Source organism: Telluribacter sp., from assembly GCF_035998675.1.
Taxonomy (GTDB): Bacteria; Bacteroidota; Bacteroidia; order Cytophagales; family Spirosomataceae; genus Telluribacter.
Map to the genome: position 1 here is coordinate 12,637 of NZ_DASYHI010000018.1, position 18,853 is coordinate 31,489.

The following is an 18,853-nucleotide window of genomic DNA, read 5'->3' on the forward strand; positions in this document are numbered from 1 at the left end:
AATTCCTGTTACAACTATGAAAAAGATTCTTTTAACCCTGACCCTTTCCCTGATCGCTTTTACCTGGGCGGCTGCTCAGGAGGCTAAACCCAGCCCCCGCATGAAAGCAGAGGGAACAAATGTAAGTGTAGATTACGGACAGCCATCCAAGCGCGGTCGTACCCTGTTTGGGGCCGACGGCAGCGGTAGCCTGGAACCCTACGGAAAAGTATGGCGGACAGGGGCTAACGAAGCGACTGAAATTACGTTTAAGAAAGACGGTACTTTTGGTGGTAAGCCCGTGAAGGCCGGTACTTATACGCTGTTCTCTATACCGGGTGACAAGGAATGGACTGTAATCCTGAACAGCGAGCGGAAGCAATGGGGCGCTTACAACTACGATAAGATCAAAGACAAGGACGTAGTGTCGGTGACGGTACCTACCAAGAAGTACAATAATTCCGCTGAAAAACTGAACTTTAATGTAAAGGATGAGGCGGTGGATTTTCAGTGGGATAATACTGGTTTCTCAGTACCTGTAAAGTTCTAAGCGAAACAGATATTGCTTGTATAGAGAGCGCCTCAGACCTGGTCCGGGGCGCACTTGTTTTTATGTACTTTAGCTTAGCCTATTAATGGCACGAGTAGTATCACGTATCTTACGTTCGTTATGAAAACTAACCTGCCTGATACTTATTTTTAGCTTCTTGATGAATTAAAAGCCCAAATCCAACAGGCACGGTTACGGGCGGTTGTGGCAACCAATGCCGAATTACTTCAGTTGTACTGGCAAATAGGTAAGGGAATCCTTAGCCAGCAGAAACAGGCGGGTTGGGGGGCTAAGATCATTGATCAGTTAGCGGCGGATCTCCAGTCGGTCTTTCCTGATATGCAGGGGCTTTCGCGCCGAAACTTGTTATATATGCGGAAGTTTGCTGAAACCTATTCCGGTTCTGAAATTGTGCAACGGACCGTTGCACAATTGTCCTGGTCCCATCATATCATTCTGATGGATAAGGTCAAACAAGCTGAGGCCCGCGTCTTCTATATGGCTAAATCCATAGAAAATGGTTGGTCGCGAGATGTATTAAGTTTACAGATCAAGTCAGGATTGCACCAGCGACAGGGAAAGGCGATTACTAACTTCGAAAACCATTTACCTGCTTCGCAATCAGATCTGGCTCAGCAGCTAACCAAAGACCCTTACTTGTTTGATTTTTTAACTTTATCAGAGGATTTTCAGGAAAAAGACCTTGAGAATGCCTTAACCAATCATATCACAAAATTTTTACTGGAATTAGGGGCAGGCTTTGCTTTTGTGGGGAGACAGTATCATCTGGAGGTAGGAGATCAGGACTATTACATTGACCTGTTGCTTGTGCGACCCGTTTATACTCGAACTGTTAGAACAACGGGACAGTGTAGGGCGGCTCCGGCCGCTTAACTCTATTGCGGTATTGGTGAAATTCCAATCTCCCCGACATCGGGATGATGCATAGCCCACACTCGATGACTGACAATCAACCGGGTGCCTGCATGGGCTAAACGGGGGTAAGCGGCAGCCTTGAGCCGTCACTCCCCCAAGCACAGTCGGATATGATTACGCGAGGAACCTGTGTCTGACTCGTCGTAAGGTCGTAGAAAAGCGAAACAAGGCTGTTACGCTTTAACCAAAAGGGTACGGGCTATAGAGATGGCGGAGAGTTGAATAGGTCTCTGTCGATGTTATCCAGCCCCGGCGAAAAGCAGGAATCTGTCTCCGACGACAAACAGCAATAGGGAACGGAGTAACCCTTTCGATGGCTCTTCTTCATGAAGTAGGTAGTCAGCCGCAAGCCCCGAAAGGGAGGGATTGTCTCAGAAGCGAATGCCGGGAGTAATGCCCCGGATAGGCCCACGGAGACACGCTAATCAGGATGATAGAGTTGTTAGTAGCAGTTAACACATTATGAACCAGGTGACAACACTTAGGTATGACTGGGATACGATTCACTGGCCAACGCTGGAGAGAAACGTATTTAAGCTGCAAAAGCGAATCTATCGAGCTTCTCAGAAAGGTGACCAGCTCGCCGTCAGAAAGCTACAACGCCTATTAATTTGTTCAGCCAGTGCCAAATGGCTGGCTGTTCGCCGAGTAACTCAGGATAACCGAGGCAAGAAAACCGCCGGGGTAGATGGCCAAACAGCCCTAACCAAAAAAGAGCGACACGGGCTGGTGAGGACTTGCCCTTAAGGGCCAAAGCGATGCCTGTTCGCCGAGTATGGATACCCAAACCCGGTAAGGCAGAAAAACGACCGTTAGGTATTCCAACGATCCGGGACCGAGTCAATCAGGCACTGGTCAAGATGGGGATGGAACCGGAATGGGAGGCTAAATTTGAGCCCAATAGTTACGGTTTCAGACCAGGCCGCTCCGCTCAGGATGCCATCGCGGCTATCTTTGGGACTATCAACAGGAAACAAGCCTATGTGTTGGATGCAGACATAGCAGGCTGCTTTGACACTATTGACCAGACTGCACTCCTTAGAAAGCTCAAGTGTAGCCCTTTTCTACGTCGGCGTATCAAAAGCTGGCTAAAAGCGGGCGTACTAGACGGAACCGTATTCAGGCCTACTCAGCAGGGTACACCACAAGGGGGTATAATCTCACCCTTGCTGGCAAACATTGCCCTCCATGGCTTGGAAATGGATACCAAAAAGGCACTTGGCCGACACTTACAGCAGTACATGAAACAGAAATGTGGTAAGGGCTCTTATATGCTCTCAGCCCGCATGTTATCGATTATTCGCTATGCGGATGACTTTGTGGTTATCCACGAAGATCAGACCCTGCTGCTGAAAGCGAAGGAGTATATAGCCACATGGCTGAAACAAATAGGCTTGCACCTAAAAGACACCAAGACAAGGCTTTGTCATACCTATCAACCGATAGGAGACCAACCAGCCGGGTTTAACTTCTTGGGCTTTCATGTACGTCAATACCGGTCAACGACTCGACAGGGGTATTCCACCCTAATTAAACCCAGTAAAGAAGCACTACAACGTCATCTGATGGCTATCCGACAACTACTCCGGTCTCACCGAGGAGAATCGCAGGATACCGTCATCAGAAATTTGAATCCCCTGATTAAAGGCTGGTCAAACTACTACAAAACGGTGGTAGCCCGCAAAACCTTTGAGAAGGCAGATCATTTGATGTTTCAAAAGCTTTGGCGTTGGGCCCGTTACCGGCATCCTCAGAAAGGTCGGCGTTGGGTCAAAGACCGCTACTTTTTGCGGCATGGAAACAATCATTGGCGGTTTAAAACGATAGACCATAAGCTCTTGGCTATGCACTCGGATTACCGAATCAAGTACTTCGTAAAAGTGAAAGATAGGCGCAGTCCCTATGACGGCGACCACGTATATTGGTCAGCTCGAATGGGTCGCTATCCGACTCTATCTCCACGAGTAGCTAAGTTATTAATGAAGCAACAAGGCCGTTGTAAGGGCTGTGGCTTGTACTTTAGACCATTGGACATTCTGGAAGTCCATCATGCCGACGGGCAGCATAGCAACAACCAGCCATCCAATTTGGTACTTTTACATGGCCACTGCCACGATCGAGTTCACCAAAGGAGTATGAATGACAAACACCTGATTAGTGAGGAGCCGGATGTTTTGAAAGGAGCAAGTCCGGTTCTGGAGCCGAGCATGGGTGGCGACGCCCATGCTTAGGTTAACTACCATTTGAAACTACGCTGTTACGTCGTGATAGAATTGAAACGAGGCAAATTTCAACCCGAATTTGCTGGAAAGCTAAACTTCTATTTATCCGTAGTAGACGATCAACTGCGGACGTTACACGATCAACCTAGCATTGGCCTGTTGATCTGCCAGGACAAAAATAAAGTGGTTGCTGAGTATGCTCTAAAAGATGTAAACAAGCCTATTGGAATATCAGAATATCAATTGACAGAGAACATTCCCAATGATTTAAAAGGGACCCTGCCTACCATTGAGGATTTGGAGCGTGAATTAGGGGCCAGCACCAGAAAATAAAAATAAAGTAGTTCTATCTGAAAGTAGTCCCCAGCACAGGAAGTACCCTACCGCTCCGGTTCCAGAAAAAGCAGGGCGTCGCGGTTGCGGAGCCAGACGGCCTGGTTGAGCTGACTATTGGCTTGCATGGATAAAGTTGAGGACACCAGCCCGGTACCCAGCGATACCCAGAAGAAGGTCTTGACGTTATTGCGGTTGCCACTGACCAGGGAGTAAATTGACCCCACCGACCCCACCAGCGAAATAACCATGGCAAAGTTGCGGTTACGCCGGGAGCGCAGGTACAACTGCATACCTCCTTCCGACACCATAAACTCGCGCCGGAGCTGCTGATGTCCGCTGTACACTACATTGTTCTTGATATAACGCGTAGGCCCCGCCAGATAAATGGTTTCCCGGTCGTACCATTGACGCATCCGGGCCCCATCAGTAGTCCCGGACTGGACAGTCTGCGCCTGGCTACCGGCGGCAAGGAAAAGAACAAAGAAAACGGTAAAAACAGAGCGCATGATAGAGCTTTTTGAGTAATGGAAGTACTTATAGGAACAGCGCCAGCAGTTTGGGAATAAAAACCAGACCACCTACGATAACGGCTGACAGCGCCACCATCAGTACCCCGCCCGCCGCCAGATCCTTAACGGCTTTGATGGTAGGATGGTAGTCGGGAGATACGACATCGGCCAGTTTTTCGAGCGCGGTGTTGAAAGCCTCGGCCATCCATACCAGTCCGATCTGAGTAATGACCAGCCCCCACTCAGCCAGGGAAATTTGAAGACCTACACCCAGAAAAATAACCAACAAGGCCGCCAGCAGGTGAATCCGGGCGTTGTTTTCGTACCTGAACAGGCTCATGATGCCCGCGCCGGCAAATCTGAAACTTCGGAAAGCTTTGCTGGTATCAATTAAATTTTGATTCATGACAAGGTAGCAGGCAAAGTGTTCATGCAAAGTACTATAACACCGTCATGAACAAAAAGGAGAGCATTTTTTCATGGATGTAAGGCCAGTCTATTTTTTGCTTGAAAATGCCTTCATCATGGCCCATTCCCGACCGGCGGTTTTGGCCCGAAATGTTTCGAGGCAGCCGCGATCCTGTAAGGTTATGTAACAGGTCTTGCCTTTGCGCCCACCAAAACAGATGTTCGATACATTTTTGCCAATAGTTGTAATGGTTCGCAGTACTTTGCCCTGCGGAGATACCACGGCTACTTCGCCCTTACCGTAGCGGGTTATGTACAGGTTTCCGGCTACATCACAACGCATGCCATCCATACCGCCGTCGTCGAACTTAATCAGGAGCCGCTTATTCGAAAGGGTACCGTCCGCTGCCAGGTCAAACGCCCAGACGTTGCGCTGTACACTTTCGTTAACGTACAGTGTCCGCTCGTCCGGACTAACCTCAATGCCATTGGTAGTACCCATATTTTCGGCTACCAGGCGGGCTTTACCCTCGGGTGATACATGCCAAACCTGCCCGGTGCTTTCCTTCCAGTTGGGGTCGGAGCAGAAGAGGTGTCCGCTGCGCGTAATAGCCAGGTCGTTGGGCTGGTTCATGCGGGGTTCGTGAACAAACACCGTTACCTCGCGATCCTCAACACTAGCCTTAAGTACATTATGCCCCGTAAAATCGGCAATGTAGAAGGTGGTGGCGTCGCCAAACCGGATGCCATTGCCGGTGCTGCCTTTGGGAAGGGTCCGGAAAAAACTGGTGCGTCCTCTGGGAGTTACCTGGGCAACGGTACCATCCTGGGCAAAGTTGACGGCATAAATATTCCCGTCGGCATCAACGGCCGGACCTTCACAGTTACTGGTAAATTCTTTCTCGGCGGTGAATGTTTTGGTAACGGTCTGGGCCTGCAACGGACTACTGATCCATAATGCCAAAACCAAAATACCTGGTACGTATTTACGCATGGGATAAGAGTGGGTTGAAAAATGCAATGGTGTTCCAAGGTAGCGAGTAAAGCCGAGAAGGCAAAAAACAGCAAGACCTACTTAGTGTCGGGGATTACAAAAAAAGCCGGAGCAAAAGCCCCGGCTCTATAAACAGTAAATAATTCGATTATTACATTTCCCGCCATTTGATGGCGCATCCGATAGCCTTGGTCGAGGTAATGACCACGGGCTTGTTGGCCAGCAGGTTTGACACAGCATCATCAACGTACCGTTTGGTAACGCCGCTGGGGTCCTGGGGATTATCGTCCAGCGTACCCATGTACTGTACTGTAAACTTGCCACCGTTGTTTTTAAGGACAAATACGTGGGGAGTACGGCTGGCTCCAAAAGCCTGAGCCACGCCCTGGCGGTCGTCGGCCAGGAAAGGGAAAGAGTAGGCTTTGCTACGCGCCCGCTCCTGCATCTGGTCAAAGGTGTCGTCCGGGTAAGCTACCGGGTCACTGGGGTTTACGGCCAGTACCGGATAACCCAGCGAAGAATATTTTCGGTCCAGCGCGGTAATGCGGTCTTCGTAGGCTCTGGAAAAGGGGCAATGATTACTCATAAATACCACTATTACCCCCTTCTGACCACCAAAGTCCGACAGGGATATCATGCGGCCGTCCACGCTCTTCAGGCGAAAATTAGCCACCATGTCACCAATCTGGTAGCCGTCGGGCAGGGCCGTCGGGAAACCTTCGGTGTCGGTACCTGCCGGTACCGGCGCTGTAACGGCGGCCGTATGAGCCAGCGCAACACCCGCCAGAGTTGTACTGGAAAGCAAAGCCATTACCAGCCAGAAAGGTACCTGCAGTTTTATTTTTTTCGTTTCCATCTATATGTTCTGATGTTAATATTCAATAAAAAAGCTCAGCTCCCGCGCCAGCGTTTCGTAATCTAATGCTTTTTCAAAAAACACGCGTTTCGGGCGGGTCGAATTGATGATGAGGGTAGCCGGTAAAGCGCCCGACCAAGATTTATCTACTTGTTCAATCCAGCTATTGGCATCTGGTTCATTTAATAGCCAAACCGTACTCTTAAGTTTCATTTTGTCAACAAAAGGAATAACCCGGTCTTCAATATCCTTTGCAAAATCCATGCTAACTAGTAAAACCCTGACTTTATGGCGGGCGTAGTCTTGCTGAATCTGCTCAAAGTGAGGCAATTCGGCCACGCAGGGGCGGCACCAGGTGGCCCAGAAGTTCAGGATATAAGTAGTGTCAGTAGAACGGTTCAGAAGCGTATCCAGCGCTGCCCACTTTACCTCATGTACGACCACGGGGGCTTCTTCGATCATAGTCAGGGTGTCGGCCGGGGAAGAATCGGGCGGGGCAGAGTCCTGGGCCAGAACAGGAAAAAAGGCGGCCATTACATATACAAAAAGGATGTTTCTCATGGTGGTGTCAACACGTACAACTGGCAGCCTCTACGCAATCTCCCCAACTTTTCGCTTCCTGCCTCTTCTTTCCTACGAAAATACGTAAATCTTTGCGGTTAATTGCCCTGATAATCAAAATAATTCCGGAGCAGCATTGTTATTATGTTCATAGGTAATTATCTTTGCACCTCATTTCGAAAAAATAAGTTTAAATAATCAAAATCATGTACGCAATCGTAGAGATCGCAGGGCAGCAATTTAAAGTTGAAAAGGGCCGCGAAATCTTCACGCATAGGCTTGAAGGTGACGTGGACGCTGCACTTGTGTTTGACAAAGTCCTCCTGGTAGATAACGGAGGCGATGTACAGATCGGGCTGCCATCCGTTGGAGGGGCTTCGATAAATGCAACCATCGTAGAACACCTCCGGGGTGAGAAGGTGATCGTATTCAAGAAGAAGCGCCGCAAGGGCTACCGCGTGAAGAACGGCCACCGTCAGTACCTGACCAGAATTCGCATCGACGACATTTTAATTTAATTGTGATTGAGAGATTGAGAGAATGTTTTTATTCCCTCAATCAATGTAGAGTTTGTACTTAAGAGTACTCCAATATCACTCACTCATTCCGATCATTTAGACATTCAAAATTAGAAAAAAACATGGCACATAAGAAAGGTGTAGGTAGCTCGAGAAACGGTCGTGAGTCAGAAAGCAAACGCCTTGGCGTAAAGTTGTTCGGTGGACAGCTTGCCAAAGCGGGTAATATTATAGTGCGTCAGCGTGGTACCAGACACAACCCCGGTCGTAACGTGGGTTTAGGTCGTGACCATACGCTGTTCGCTCTTACTGATGGACAAGTCGTTTTCCGTAAAACAGCTAACAACAAATCGTACGTTCACATTGAGCCAATTCAGGCCCAGCCGGTTCAGGCCGAAGCTTAATTGGTAGAACTGCCCCGGTGGTACTCCTGCCGCCGGCGAATTCGATATTCCGGACAGCCCGCCCTTTCGGCGGGCTGTCTGTTTTTTGGGTAAACCGGGCCCACGTAAACCAAATTTTTTTTTTTGATGTTCTGGAAACGGACGTAAAAAACCTGTCATCAGGTAGTCCGTGAAATTATACCAAACCTCCAACCGCTACTTTTCTAACTACCATGTTAAAGCGACCCATCTATATTTATACTGAGCTTAGCCCCAATCCTAACTCTATGAAGTTTGTGTTGAACTTCATGCTGGCACCCGACGGTCTTTCGTTCGATTATCCTAACCTGAAAGCGGCCCTGGAAGAAGGAAAGGCTTCACCGCTGGCGGGCGATTTGTTTCAGTTTCCGCACGTACAGCGGGTTTTTATCGCCAGTAATTTTATTACCATAACCAAAGATGAAGAAACAGCCTGGGAGGATGTACTATCCGATACCAAGCAGTTTATAAAGATATACTTCGAAGAAAACCAACCGGTTTTTGAGCAGCGTACTATTGACAGCAATACCGTTATTGTAGATGCCAACGATTCCGAAACGGTGCAGAAGATAAAAGCGGTACTTGACCAATACGTTCGTCCGGCGGTAGAGTCAGACGGTGGCGCTATTAACTTCCACTCGTTCGACGAGGAAACCGGCGCGGTGAAAGTACTTCTGCAGGGCTCCTGCAGCGGTTGCCCTTCTTCGACCCTTACCCTCAAGGCCGGCATTGAAAACCTGCTGACCCGGATGGTACCCAACGTAAAGGAAGTAGTAGCCGAAGGCGTATAGGTGGTAGCTTTTAGGTTGTTAGGCGTTAGTTTTCTTTATCTGATTGTCTGAAACTTACTTTAGAAGATACCAGATTATAATATGTATAGTGAGAGAGGCTGCTCTAAGGGGGTACCCTCTCTTTTTTATTACCTGAATATCGTCACGCTGCCGCTGCGCGAAGGTAGCTGTTCGTGGAGTTTGATAACGTAGTAGTAGGTGGCAGCCGGCAGGTCCTGACCTTCGTAGCGGCCATCCCACTCTTTAGGGTACCCCACCGACCGGTACACCCGACTGCCCCAGCGGTTAAAGATTTCGACTTCACAGCCCGGGTACGCGACTATGTCGGCCATTTCCCAGGTATCATTGACCCCGTCACCGTTGGGGGTAAATCCATTCGGAATGCTCACCAGCGGAAGTACTTCTATCGTGATTTCGGCCTCATTGTAACATCCATCGGCCAGGGCTACCCGCAGGCGGTAGGTAGTGGTTTGGGCAGGAGAGGCAGTAGGCTGGGGAATGGCCGGGTTATCCAGTCCTTCGGGCGGGCTCCAGCTGTAAGTAGCCCCCTCAGTCACCGAACTCCGGATCAGGACACTGCTACCCGCCAGAATAGCCTTATCGCTGGCAAGCTGCACGCGCGGAGCCGGTACTACCTGGGCAGTACGGGTAACGGAGCGGGTACAGCCATTAGGGCTCGTGTACCGGTAGGTAATCGGGTGGGTACCTAAGCCAGCCTGCCGGGCGTCAAAAATATTGGTGGCTACTCCCTTGCCCGAAAATACTCCCCCCGCCGGACTGGCAGTCAGGGTAAGGCGGGCGTTGGCTTGCCCGCACAGTACCGGAATGGAATCGAAAAGTACTTGGGGAACCGGATTCATCCGGATGCGCAGCGGCTCCGACGTCCCCTTACAGCCGGAAGCCACATCGGTTACCTCTACCTTGTACTCCCCTTCGGTACTTACGTGAAGGGTGGGCGAGAGGGCAGCCGGAAGCGGTGCGCTGTTGCGGTACCATACGTAGCTCAGGCCGGTACTTTGGTTGGTCTGTAGGCGCAGGCTGTCTCCTTCACAAAACTGGGTAGCACTATGTACCAGTTTGGCATCCGGACGTTCCTTCAGACTCACCTGAACGGTATCGGAGGCTTTACAGCCGGTTGAGCTACTGGTGACCTGTATGACATAGTTACCCGCCAGCTTTACATCGGGTAGCGTAGTACTGGTGGCTCCGGGGATGGGTTGGCCGTTGCGTTCCCAACGTACCTGCCAGTCGGTGTCGCCGCCACTGGCCGTCAGGGAAAGGGCGAGTCCTTCGCAAATACTGGCCGTAGGGCCGGGCGTAATGTCGGGCTGCGACAAGCTGCGGTACTTCACCTGAATCTTTTCACCCATCGAGCTGGCGTTTCCACAGCGGTTGGCGTACGTTTTCAGGACCGAATACACCCCCTCCTGCGTAATATAGATAGCGGGTTTGTTGCCTTTTTCAATATTAACCCCGTCCCGCTGCCACTGGTACGACCAGTCGGGAGCTTTATCGGCTTCCAGAAAAATAGTGTCGCCCCGGCAGATGCCTACCTCGAGCGCTTCATCGCCCTCCTCCACCTGGGTACCGGGCGGGTACAAGGCATTGGTAAGGTCCACGGGCGGTGGGTTTTCGTTGGGGCAGTCCACCACCAGTATCTGAAAGTCGCGGTGTACCTCGCCGATTTTCTTGCCTTTGCGGTACTCTTCGGCCACTACTCTGAACACGAACAGGCCGGTTTGGGTGGGGGTGAGGCTTATAGAGCCTGAGCTCGGGTCTAACCTAAGCGCCGGACTACCGGGTATGACTTTGGAAAGACTAAAACCGGTCGCCCATTCGGTTTTGGGGTAGGGACCTGCGGTAGCGGGGGCTACCGGGTCAATGTTAAAGGGTGGGCGGGTACTGGTAAAAGGAGTTTCGAGCCGGTACCGGAGTTCATCCCCGTCGGCATCGGTGGCACCTCCCGCAAACTGATAGGGATTGTTGAGGCAGAGTATTTCGCCGTTGGCCGGACTGAATACGGGCGAACTGTTAAGTACCTGCACGGGCGGAAACTCCACGTACAGGACCATGGAGGCTACTCCCGCACTCTTTATATTCACTACCGAGCTGTTGAGGCAGCAGCGCTCCCAGGTAATATAGTAGCCGTCGGCGTCGCTGTACTGGCCGGGGGTAAGACGAACGTCCGCCGCAAACTTTACTACGTTTAGCTGTAAGTTACGGGAGCGGGCGCAGCCCGGATTGGTAAAGACCAGTGGTTCTTTGCTGAGGCGGGGGAGCCGCAGGTCCTGTACGCGCAGATTATCTTTTTTGCGAAAGAAAGAAACCGTTACTTCATTCTGGTCAGCGTTGGGGTCGCTGCTGTTGGCGTCGTAATATAAAATTACGCTTACCGTGAACAGACCGCTCTGTCCCTGCTTTGGTGTAAGTACTATATTACCCCCTATGATATGAGAAGCATGTACCGCCGAGGTTACCAGCCCCAGCATCAAACACGCTATGACGCTAATCCACCTGATCCTTTTCGTCATCGTCTGCCGGTTATTCCTTTGCCCCACCGCAATTTCAATGCCATATTTTTATTTACACTGGCGGAAATTACCTCCGTTGGACGTAATATCAAATTTATAACTGGTGTGAGGCCCATAAAAAATTGGAAGGTACCGTAGCGAAGGCCGTCGGACATTCATTCCTAAAAATTGAAAAGTTTTTTAGACCAAAAAATCCCAAAAGGCAGTATCTTTGGCAGTAGTAGTATGCTTGCATACTTATTTTGAAAATGACCTGTTACATGCGCAATAAGCGGAGAAGCCGGACTGTTATTTGTTAATCAACCCAATGTAGAAAAAGTATGACCCAGTACTTTAGCCGACGCAACCTTGATTTCCTGCTACACGAAGTGTTTTCGGTCTCCGAGCTGACCAGGTACCCGTATTTTGAAGCCCACGACAAGGAGACTTTTGCCATGGTACTTGATTCGGTAACGCAGATTGCCGACAACCACATGTACCCCTACTTCCGCGACGTGGACCGCAATCAGCCAGAACTCCGGGACGGCAAGGTAACGGTACACCCCCAGATGAAACCTTTCCTGCGGGCCATGGGCGAAGCCGGACTCATAGGAGCGGGTTTCTCGTTTGAAAACGGAGGACAGCAACTACCGGAACTGGTCAATGCCTGCGCGGGCTATATTCTGACGGCGGCCAATAATGGAATGATGTACACCGCCCTGACCTCGGGGGCCGCCAACCTGATAAATACCTTTGGTACGCTGGAGCTGAAGCAGCAGTACGTAGAGAAACTGCTGTCGGGCCACTGGCAGGGTACCATGGCCCTGACCGAGCCACAGGCCGGTAGCTCCCTGTCCGATATCACTACCACGGGCGAGCCGCAGGAAGACGGCAGTTACCTGATTCGGGGGCAGAAAGTATTTATATCGGCCGGTGACCACGATGCCGTCGACAACGTCATTCACCTGATGCTGGTCCGCATCAAGGGAGCGCCCAGGGGTACCAAAGGAATTTCACTTTTTGTGGTACCCAAGTACCGGATTGAGGCGGACGGCAGCCTGACCGACAACGACGTAACTTCCACGGGACTGTACCACAAGATGGGGCAAAAGGGTACCCCGGCCCTGCACCTGACCATGGGCGAGCGCGGCGACTGCCGGGGCTGGCTGGTAGGTGAGCCAAACCGTGGCCTTAGCTATATGTTTCAGATGATGAACGAAGCCCGCATCGGGGTAGGTATGACGGGAGCAGCCATTGCATCGGCGGCCTACTATGCCTCGCTGCAGTACGCCCGGGAACGCCCGCAGAGCCGTCGTCTGAACGAAAAAAATCAATTGGATTCACCCCAGATAACTATAATTCACCACCCCGACGTAAAGCGTATGCTGCTGTTCCAGAAGGCCATTGTGGAAGGCTCGCTGTCGCTGCTGATGGAGAGCGCCCGCCTGTCGGACCTGGTGCACGTGTCGGAGGGAGAGGAAAAAGAAAATTATTCGTTGCTGCTGGACCTCCTGACACCCATTGCCAAAACCTTCCCGACCGAAATGGGGGTACGCTCGGTGAGTGAGGGCATGCAGGTACTGGGTGGCTACGGCTATACCGAAGACTTCCCGCTGGAGCAGATGTACCGCGACATTCGTATTACAACTATTTACGAAGGTACTACTACCATTCAGTCGCAGGACCTGCTGGGCCGCAAAATGACTATCAAAGGGGGAAAAGCGCCGCAACTTCTTTTTCAGGAAATTGAAAAGACCCTGCGGGAAGCCGACACCCACGATGAACTTAAACCCTACGCCGACCTGCTGCGAAAGGAGCTGGGCCGGGTACAGGACGTAACCATGGCATTATTGCCGTACGCCCAGCAGGGTGACTTTGAGCGTTTCCTGATGGATGCGACCCTGTACATGGAGCTGTTCGGTATTGTAACGGTAGCCTGGCAGTGGCTGAAGCAGGGCGTAGCTGCCCGCAAAGCGCAGCTCACCCAGAACCCGGAGGGCGACGAAGCCACTTTTTACGAAAGCAAGCTGCATACCATGAAGTACTACTTCCACTACGAAGTACCCAAAACCAAAGGACTGGCGGCCCGCCTCAAGGATACCGAGGTACTGACCATCGCTTCGGACCGGGAAGTAGTTATGTAAAAGAAATATAGAGTAGCCTGTTCAGGAATAAAAAATCAGTAAAGCAAAACTCCTGACCGCTACCTACCGATAAATAACTTCAACAACTAAGAACCAAAACAATGGAATAGGCCCTGCCACTGGTGGGGCTTTATTTTTGGGATAAGGGGAATAAATGGCAATTCTGTCCTTTTCAGGCATCCTGCTAAGCTACTATTGTCTATATTTGATTTACAGTAACAGCCGTATTACGTTCCAATCAGCCCGCTTTCCTATGGATTTGTTTAGTGTTATCGCTATCCTCACCACCGTTTGCGCCTTATTCGCCTATATTAATTTCCGGTTTGTAAAGCTACCTACGACCATTGGGCTCATGCTTATAGCCCTGCTGTTTTCTCTGGTACTATTGATTATTGGCCGTTTCAGTCCTTCCTTTCTGGTTAATATTGAAGGCTGGGTCGGGGATATTGACTTCTCGGAAGTACTCCTGGAAGTACTCCTGAGTTTTCTGCTGTTTGCCGGCGCCCTGCACACCAATATGGACCTGCTGCGGGAGCAGAAATGGAGCATCCTGAGTTTTTCAACCATTGGCGTACTTATCTCGACTTTCCTGCTGGGAGGTATGTTCTTTTACGTGCTGAACGCCCTTGGCTACCCGGTACCTTTTATTCATTGTTTATTGCTTGGCGCCCTCATATCACCCACTGACCCCATAGCGGTACTGGGTATACTCAAGCAGGCCAAGGTACCCAAGAGCCTCGAGATAGTAATTACCGGCGAATCACTCTTCAACGATGGGGTGGGAGTAGTGGTTTTTCTCACCATACTACAGGTAGCGACCTTAGGAGTAGACCAGGTGACACCCGGCGAAGTAGCTTTTCTGTTTGGAGAAGAAGTAGGAGGAGGGCTCCTGCTCGGGTTAGGTCTGGGCTACATAACCTACTACCTCATGCGGTCCATTGACCACTATCAGACCGAGGTACTTCTCTCGCTGGCGCTGGTGATGGGAGGCTACGCCCTGGCTACTGCCCTGCATTTTTCCGGCCCGCTGGCCGTAGTGGTAGCGGGCTTATTTATCGGCAACCGGGCGCGGGCCGATGCCATGTCTGATGAAACGGTTGAGTACCTTGACAAATTCTGGGAGCTGATTGATGAACTGCTCAACGCCCTGCTCTTCGTACTCATTGGGTTGGAAATAGTAATAATTCCCTTCCTGGACGACTATTGGCTACCGGGCCTGATAGGAATTTTCCTGGCACTTCTGGGGCGGTTCATAGCGGTACTGGTACCCGTGCTAATGCTGCGCCGGCTGGTCAACTTTATGCCCCGCACGCCCCTGATTATGACCTGGGGCGGCTTGCGCGGAGGAATTTCCATTGCGCTGGCGCTGTCGTTGCCGGAGACCATGAACAAAGAAATAATCCTATCCATAACTTATTGTATTGTTATTTTCTCGATTCTGGTACAGGGACTTACCCTGGGACCCCTGGTGAAACGGATAAAAGCCCGTTACGATTTGTAAAACCCAGCGTGTGGTCAGGGAGGTACTTAAAAAAAAGAAAGCCGGAGTGGTGTGCTCCGGTCTTCCTATATCAAGAGGAGTTGTTTACTAAAAAGCGGTATTAAAAGAGCAGGCTCAGACCTCCGCCCAGGTTGAGCAACCCGACGACGGGCTGGCTCACCGGGAGCGGCTGGGAGGTAATTTGCTGTCCTATTTGTATTTCCTGGGTCATATTGTCGTATTTAATGTCGGCCGTGATGTACTGAGCCGAGGCGTGGGCAGCCAGCCAGCGATTCAGTTTAAAGCGGGCCGTCAGACCGGCGCCGACCGCCAGGGCTTTGGTCTTTTGGGACGGGGTAATCATGGATAGGGGCTGGCGGGAAAACTCGGAACGAAGCTCGGTATGGGGGCTGGTAGCCAGGGCATAACCACCCGTTAGCTGGGCGTCCAGCAGGAAGCGCCCCCGGGTAATGGTCACCATAGGGCCCACCATCAGGGCCTGTAGGGAGCAGTTGGAAGCAGAGGCTTCCCAGCTATCCTGGCCCAATCCCTGACCGGACGCGGACTCGATTAGTACTTCTTTCCGGATGGTATTGGTAACGTGGGAGAAGGTGGCCACCGCGCCTAAGCGCCGACCCAGCAGGTACCCTACCGAAGCTTGTCCGCTTTGCCCGTGCCCCATCATCTTTTCATTAATTTTGCCAAAAGGCGAAACAGTAGGCAGGCTATACCCGGCCGTCATACTTATAAAGCCTTTGTGTTTGATGGTAGAAAGAATAAACGTTTGCTGGGCCGAGGCTGCCCCGGTTATTCCCAGGGCTAATCCCATTATAAGTAATAATTTTTTCATATAAATGGTACGTTTTATGGGTTATGATAATTTTATGGTAACAACTACCGTGCCAATTTTGTAACATATTAATTTTGAGTGATTTAAAAAGTGTATTGGTCAAAAGAATAGCCTCGCTACAGTCGGTGGGGCAACCGTTTTTTCCGGCGGGGCTGTTTCCGGCTTACCGGACTAACCCGCTGGTCGGTTACCACCGGCCGGATACAACTATTTTTTTTTCGGCTATTATTTCTTTTACTCTGCAGACTATCCGGGATTCAGTAGCCGATGCCGAAACCCGGCAACTCATTGACGACATCCGTGAAAAGGTAGTTGCCAACTACCCGCTCTTCCGGAACAAGGACGGCCTGAAGACCTACAATTTCTGGCCAACGCGTCCCTCGCGGCACTTTCCCAATGGGTACCTGTTCCGTCACTTTGAACACTTCCGCATTCCCGACGATGTGGATGACACCGCCCTGGCCTACCTCACTACTACGCCCACCCGCGAGGAACTGCACTGGCTCAAGGAGAAGCTACCCCAGCACGCCAACGGGACCCGCCTCTGGATACGCAATACCTATCCCGAGTACCAGCAACTGAGGGCTTACTCCACCTGGTTTGGAAAAAACATGTACATTGAGTTTGACTCCTGTGTCCTCAGCAACCTACTGTACTGTATCTTTCGGTATGGGCTACCCCTCAACCGGCACGACGAAGACAGCCTCACCTACATCCGCTCCGTCATCGAGTCCGACCGCTACCGTACCGACCCCTTTCGCTGCGCGCACCAGTACCCCCGCACGCCGCTCATTATCTACCACGTTGCCCGGCTCATAGCCGCCTTTGACCCGCCCCAACTCAGGTCGGTAAGGCCGAAACTGGTGCAGGACTCACAAATACTTTTAGCAGAAATCACGCACCCGATGGACCGGGTACTGCTGGCTACCTCGCTGCTACGGCTGGGGGAGCGGCCGGAGCGCCTGCCCGTTGAAAATTATACCGGGAAAGACTTCCGGGGCTTTTTCTTTTTTATCGCCGGCCTCCTGACCGCCTACGAGCATCCGCTGTTGTATAAGATGGCTTCCTGCCCGCTCCTGCACATGCGCTGGGAGTGCGAGGCGCACTGCTGGACCCTGCTGGCGGAGTACCAGAGCCTATGTGAAAATAGGGCGGAAGGGTAGAAAAGGGAGCCTTTTGGTTTTAATTCTGTATTATCTACAGGAAGAAGTTTTATGAACAGAGCAAGTAGAAGATTTTTTTGTGCAGTTGTTGGCCTTATTGCGATTGTTGTCAGTCCATTATTCGCGCAGCAGGCCCAACTGGGGTTGTTTGAGGAAAATACGGACGTAGGTAAGGTAAAGGTAAAAGGCTCTGCCAGTTATAATCCGGCCGACCAGACCTACACCCTCACCGGTGCCGGTACCAACATGTGGTTCGGGGCGGATGAGTACCACATGGTCTGGAAAAAAATGAGCGGCGACTTTATTCTCCGGGCCGACGCGGCGCTGGTAGGTAAAGGCGTGGACCCGCACCGCAAGGTAGGCTGGATTATTCGGACAAGTCTGGATTCCAACGCAACGCATATCAACGCCGCTGTGCACGGCGACGGCCTCACGGCCCTGCAGTACCGTCGCACAAAGGGAGGCAACACCGAGGAGAAACGGTCGGCGCTGAACGGGGCGCAGGTAATTCAGCTGGCCCGCAAGGGAAGTACCTATACCATGTCCGTAGCCAAAGACGGAGGTACCTTTGTGAGCGAGGAGGTTACTGACCTGGCGCTGGGCGACGAGGTGTACGTGGGCCTGTTCATCTGTTCGCACAATGCGGGGGTACTCGAAAAAGGTACCTTCCGTAACGTCCGGATCGTGGTACCGGCCCGGGAGAACTTCGTACCCTACCGCGAGTACATCGGCAGCAACCTCGAACTCATGGATATTGCCACCGGACTCCGGCGGATTATTTACCAGTCGCCCGTGTCGCTGCAGGCTCCCAACTGGACGCCCGACAATAAGTACCTGCTCTACAACAGCAAGGGGCTGATGTACCGCTACGACCTGGCCAAAGGTACCCCTACCGTACTTAACACCGATTTTGTTACCAACAATAATAACGACCACGTCCTGTCGTTTGATGGAAAGATGCTAGGCCTCAGCCAGAGCAGCAAGGAAGAAAACAACAAGTCTATCGTGTACACGGTACCCGTAACGGGCGGAAAACCAAAGAAAATCACCCCCATCGGTCACTCGTATCTGCACGGCTGGTCGCCGGACGGCAAATGGCTTACCTACACCGCCGAGCGCGACGGGGATTTCAATATCTACAAAATACCTTCCGCCGGAGGAAAGCCCGAAGTACAGCTGACTACCGCCAAGGGCCTGGACGATGGCCCCGAGTACAGCCCCGACGGCAAGTACATCTACTTCAACTCTACCCGCAGCGGGCTGATGCAGATCTGGCGGATGAAGCCCGACGGCAGCGGGCAGGAGCAGATTACCAACGACGAGTTCAATAACTGGTTTCCGCACCCCTCGCCCGATGGCAAGTGGATGGTGATTCTCTCGTTCCTGAAAGACGTCCGGCCCGACGACCACCCTTTCTACCGGCAGGTGTACCTGCGCCTGATGCCCATGGTTAACGGCAAGCCGGATATCTCTCAAATGAAAGTTATTGCGTACGTTTACGGCGGGCAAGGTACCATCAATACCCCGTCCTGGTCACCCGATAGTAAGACAATAGCCTTTATCAGCAATACCGACCAGATAGACCGGCTGCGGATTGTCGAAGCAAAAAACTAGAACAAGTACC

At 51.5% G+C, this 18,853-nt stretch carries 19 protein-coding genes and 1 pseudogene; 13 read left to right on the forward strand and 7 right to left on the reverse strand.

Going from position 1 to position 18,853, the window contains the following annotated elements:
• The first annotated feature begins 16 nt into the window (after positions 1–16).
• The 6 genes and pseudogenes from VGN67_RS10695 (at position 17) to VGN67_RS10715 (ending at position 4,020) form a co-directional block, all read left to right on the forward strand.
• On the forward strand, positions 17–529 hold the full coding sequence (locus VGN67_RS10695; protein WP_327486815.1) for a DUF2911 domain-containing protein: 513 nt from the start codon (positions 17–19) through the stop codon (positions 527–529).
• 174 nt (positions 530–703) lie between these two features.
• Positions 704–1,090: pseudogene (locus VGN67_RS10700) on the forward strand (DUF1016 N-terminal domain-containing protein); the annotation flags it as partial.
• Positions 1,091–1,423, forward strand: a complete 333-nt coding sequence (locus VGN67_RS10705; RefSeq protein WP_327487127.1) for a PDDEXK nuclease domain-containing protein — start codon at positions 1,091–1,093, stop codon at positions 1,421–1,423.
• A gap of 504 nt (positions 1,424–1,927) precedes the next feature.
• Positions 1,928–2,212: a reverse transcriptase N-terminal domain-containing protein gene (locus tag VGN67_RS24525; protein ID WP_414717305.1), complete on the forward strand. Its 285-nt coding sequence runs from the start codon at positions 1,928–1,930 to the stop codon at positions 2,210–2,212.
• Between the two features lie 11 nt (positions 2,213–2,223).
• Positions 2,224–3,696: a group II intron reverse transcriptase/maturase gene (gene ltrA, locus VGN67_RS10710; protein WP_327486816.1), complete on the forward strand. Its 1,473-nt coding sequence runs from the start codon at positions 2,224–2,226 to the stop codon at positions 3,694–3,696.
• A 12-nt stretch (positions 3,697–3,708) separates the two neighbouring features.
• The gene (locus tag VGN67_RS10715) at positions 3,709–4,020 is read left to right on the forward strand and encodes a PDDEXK nuclease domain-containing protein (RefSeq protein WP_327486817.1); all 312 of its coding nucleotides are present in this window, start codon (positions 3,709–3,711) and stop codon (positions 4,018–4,020) included.
• 47 nt (positions 4,021–4,067) lie between these two features.
• On the opposite strand, the gene VGN67_RS10720 is transcribed toward VGN67_RS10715, so the two are convergent.
• The 5 genes from VGN67_RS10720 to VGN67_RS10740 form a co-directional block, all read right to left on the reverse strand.
• Positions 4,068–4,529: a hypothetical protein gene (locus tag VGN67_RS10720; RefSeq protein ID WP_327486818.1), complete on the reverse strand. Its 462-nt coding sequence runs from the start codon at positions 4,527–4,529 to the stop codon at positions 4,068–4,070.
• Positions 4,530–4,557: 28 nt separating this feature from the next.
• Positions 4,558–4,938, reverse strand: coding sequence for a diacylglycerol kinase family protein (locus tag VGN67_RS10725; protein ID WP_327486819.1), 381 nt, complete (start codon positions 4,936–4,938; stop codon positions 4,558–4,560).
• Between the two features lie 90 nt (positions 4,939–5,028).
• Positions 5,029–5,934, reverse strand: a complete 906-nt coding sequence (locus tag VGN67_RS10730; RefSeq protein ID WP_327486820.1) for an SMP-30/gluconolactonase/LRE family protein — start codon at positions 5,932–5,934, stop codon at positions 5,029–5,031.
• 151 nt (positions 5,935–6,085) lie between these two features.
• On the reverse strand, positions 6,086–6,790 hold the full coding sequence (locus tag VGN67_RS10735; protein WP_327486821.1) for a thioredoxin family protein: 705 nt from the start codon (positions 6,788–6,790) through the stop codon (positions 6,086–6,088).
• Positions 6,791–6,805: 15 nt separating this feature from the next.
• Complete coding sequence (locus tag VGN67_RS10740; protein WP_327486822.1) at positions 6,806–7,351, reverse strand: TlpA disulfide reductase family protein; 546 nt, start codon at positions 7,349–7,351, stop codon at positions 6,806–6,808.
• A gap of 206 nt (positions 7,352–7,557) precedes the next feature.
• On the opposite strand from VGN67_RS10740, the gene rplU reads away from it, so the two are divergent.
• The 3 genes from rplU (at position 7,558) to VGN67_RS10755 (ending at position 9,082) form a co-directional block, all read left to right on the forward strand.
• Positions 7,558–7,869, forward strand: coding sequence for a 50S ribosomal protein L21 (gene rplU, locus VGN67_RS10745; RefSeq protein WP_327486823.1), 312 nt, complete (start codon positions 7,558–7,560; stop codon positions 7,867–7,869).
• 122 nt (positions 7,870–7,991) lie between these two features.
• Entirely contained in the window at positions 7,992–8,273 is a 282-nt protein-coding gene (rpmA, locus tag VGN67_RS10750; protein WP_327486824.1) for a 50S ribosomal protein L27, read from the forward strand.
• 212 nt (positions 8,274–8,485) lie between these two features.
• Entirely contained in the window at positions 8,486–9,082 is a 597-nt protein-coding gene (locus tag VGN67_RS10755; protein ID WP_327486825.1) for a NifU family protein, read from the forward strand.
• Between the two features lie 128 nt (positions 9,083–9,210).
• Here the strand turns inward: VGN67_RS10755 and VGN67_RS10760 are convergent, their stop codons facing one another.
• Positions 9,211–11,613, reverse strand: coding sequence for a gliding motility-associated C-terminal domain-containing protein (locus VGN67_RS10760; RefSeq protein ID WP_327486826.1), 2,403 nt, complete (start codon positions 11,611–11,613; stop codon positions 9,211–9,213).
• Between the two features lie 320 nt (positions 11,614–11,933).
• On the opposite strand from VGN67_RS10760, the gene VGN67_RS10765 reads away from it, so the two are divergent.
• On the forward strand, positions 11,934–13,736 hold the full coding sequence (locus VGN67_RS10765; RefSeq protein ID WP_327486827.1) for an acyl-CoA dehydrogenase: 1,803 nt from the start codon (positions 11,934–11,936) through the stop codon (positions 13,734–13,736).
• Positions 13,737–13,989: 253 nt separating this feature from the next.
• Entirely contained in the window at positions 13,990–15,237 is a 1,248-nt protein-coding gene (locus VGN67_RS10770) for a sodium:proton antiporter (protein WP_327486828.1), read from the forward strand.
• 100 nt (positions 15,238–15,337) lie between these two features.
• On the opposite strand, the gene VGN67_RS10775 is transcribed toward VGN67_RS10770, so the two are convergent.
• On the reverse strand, positions 15,338–16,066 hold the full coding sequence (locus VGN67_RS10775; RefSeq protein ID WP_327486829.1) for a hypothetical protein: 729 nt from the start codon (positions 16,064–16,066) through the stop codon (positions 15,338–15,340).
• A gap of 74 nt (positions 16,067–16,140) precedes the next feature.
• Here VGN67_RS10775 and VGN67_RS10780 point away from each other — a divergent pair, with 74 nt between their 5' ends.
• Entirely contained in the window at positions 16,141–17,229 is a 1,089-nt protein-coding gene (locus VGN67_RS10780; protein ID WP_414717306.1) for a hypothetical protein, read from the forward strand.
• Positions 17,230–17,280: 51 nt separating this feature from the next.
• Entirely contained in the window at positions 17,281–18,843 is a 1,563-nt protein-coding gene (locus VGN67_RS10785) for a biopolymer transporter TolR (RefSeq protein ID WP_327486830.1), read from the forward strand.
• The last annotated feature ends 10 nt before the right edge of the window (positions 18,844–18,853 follow it).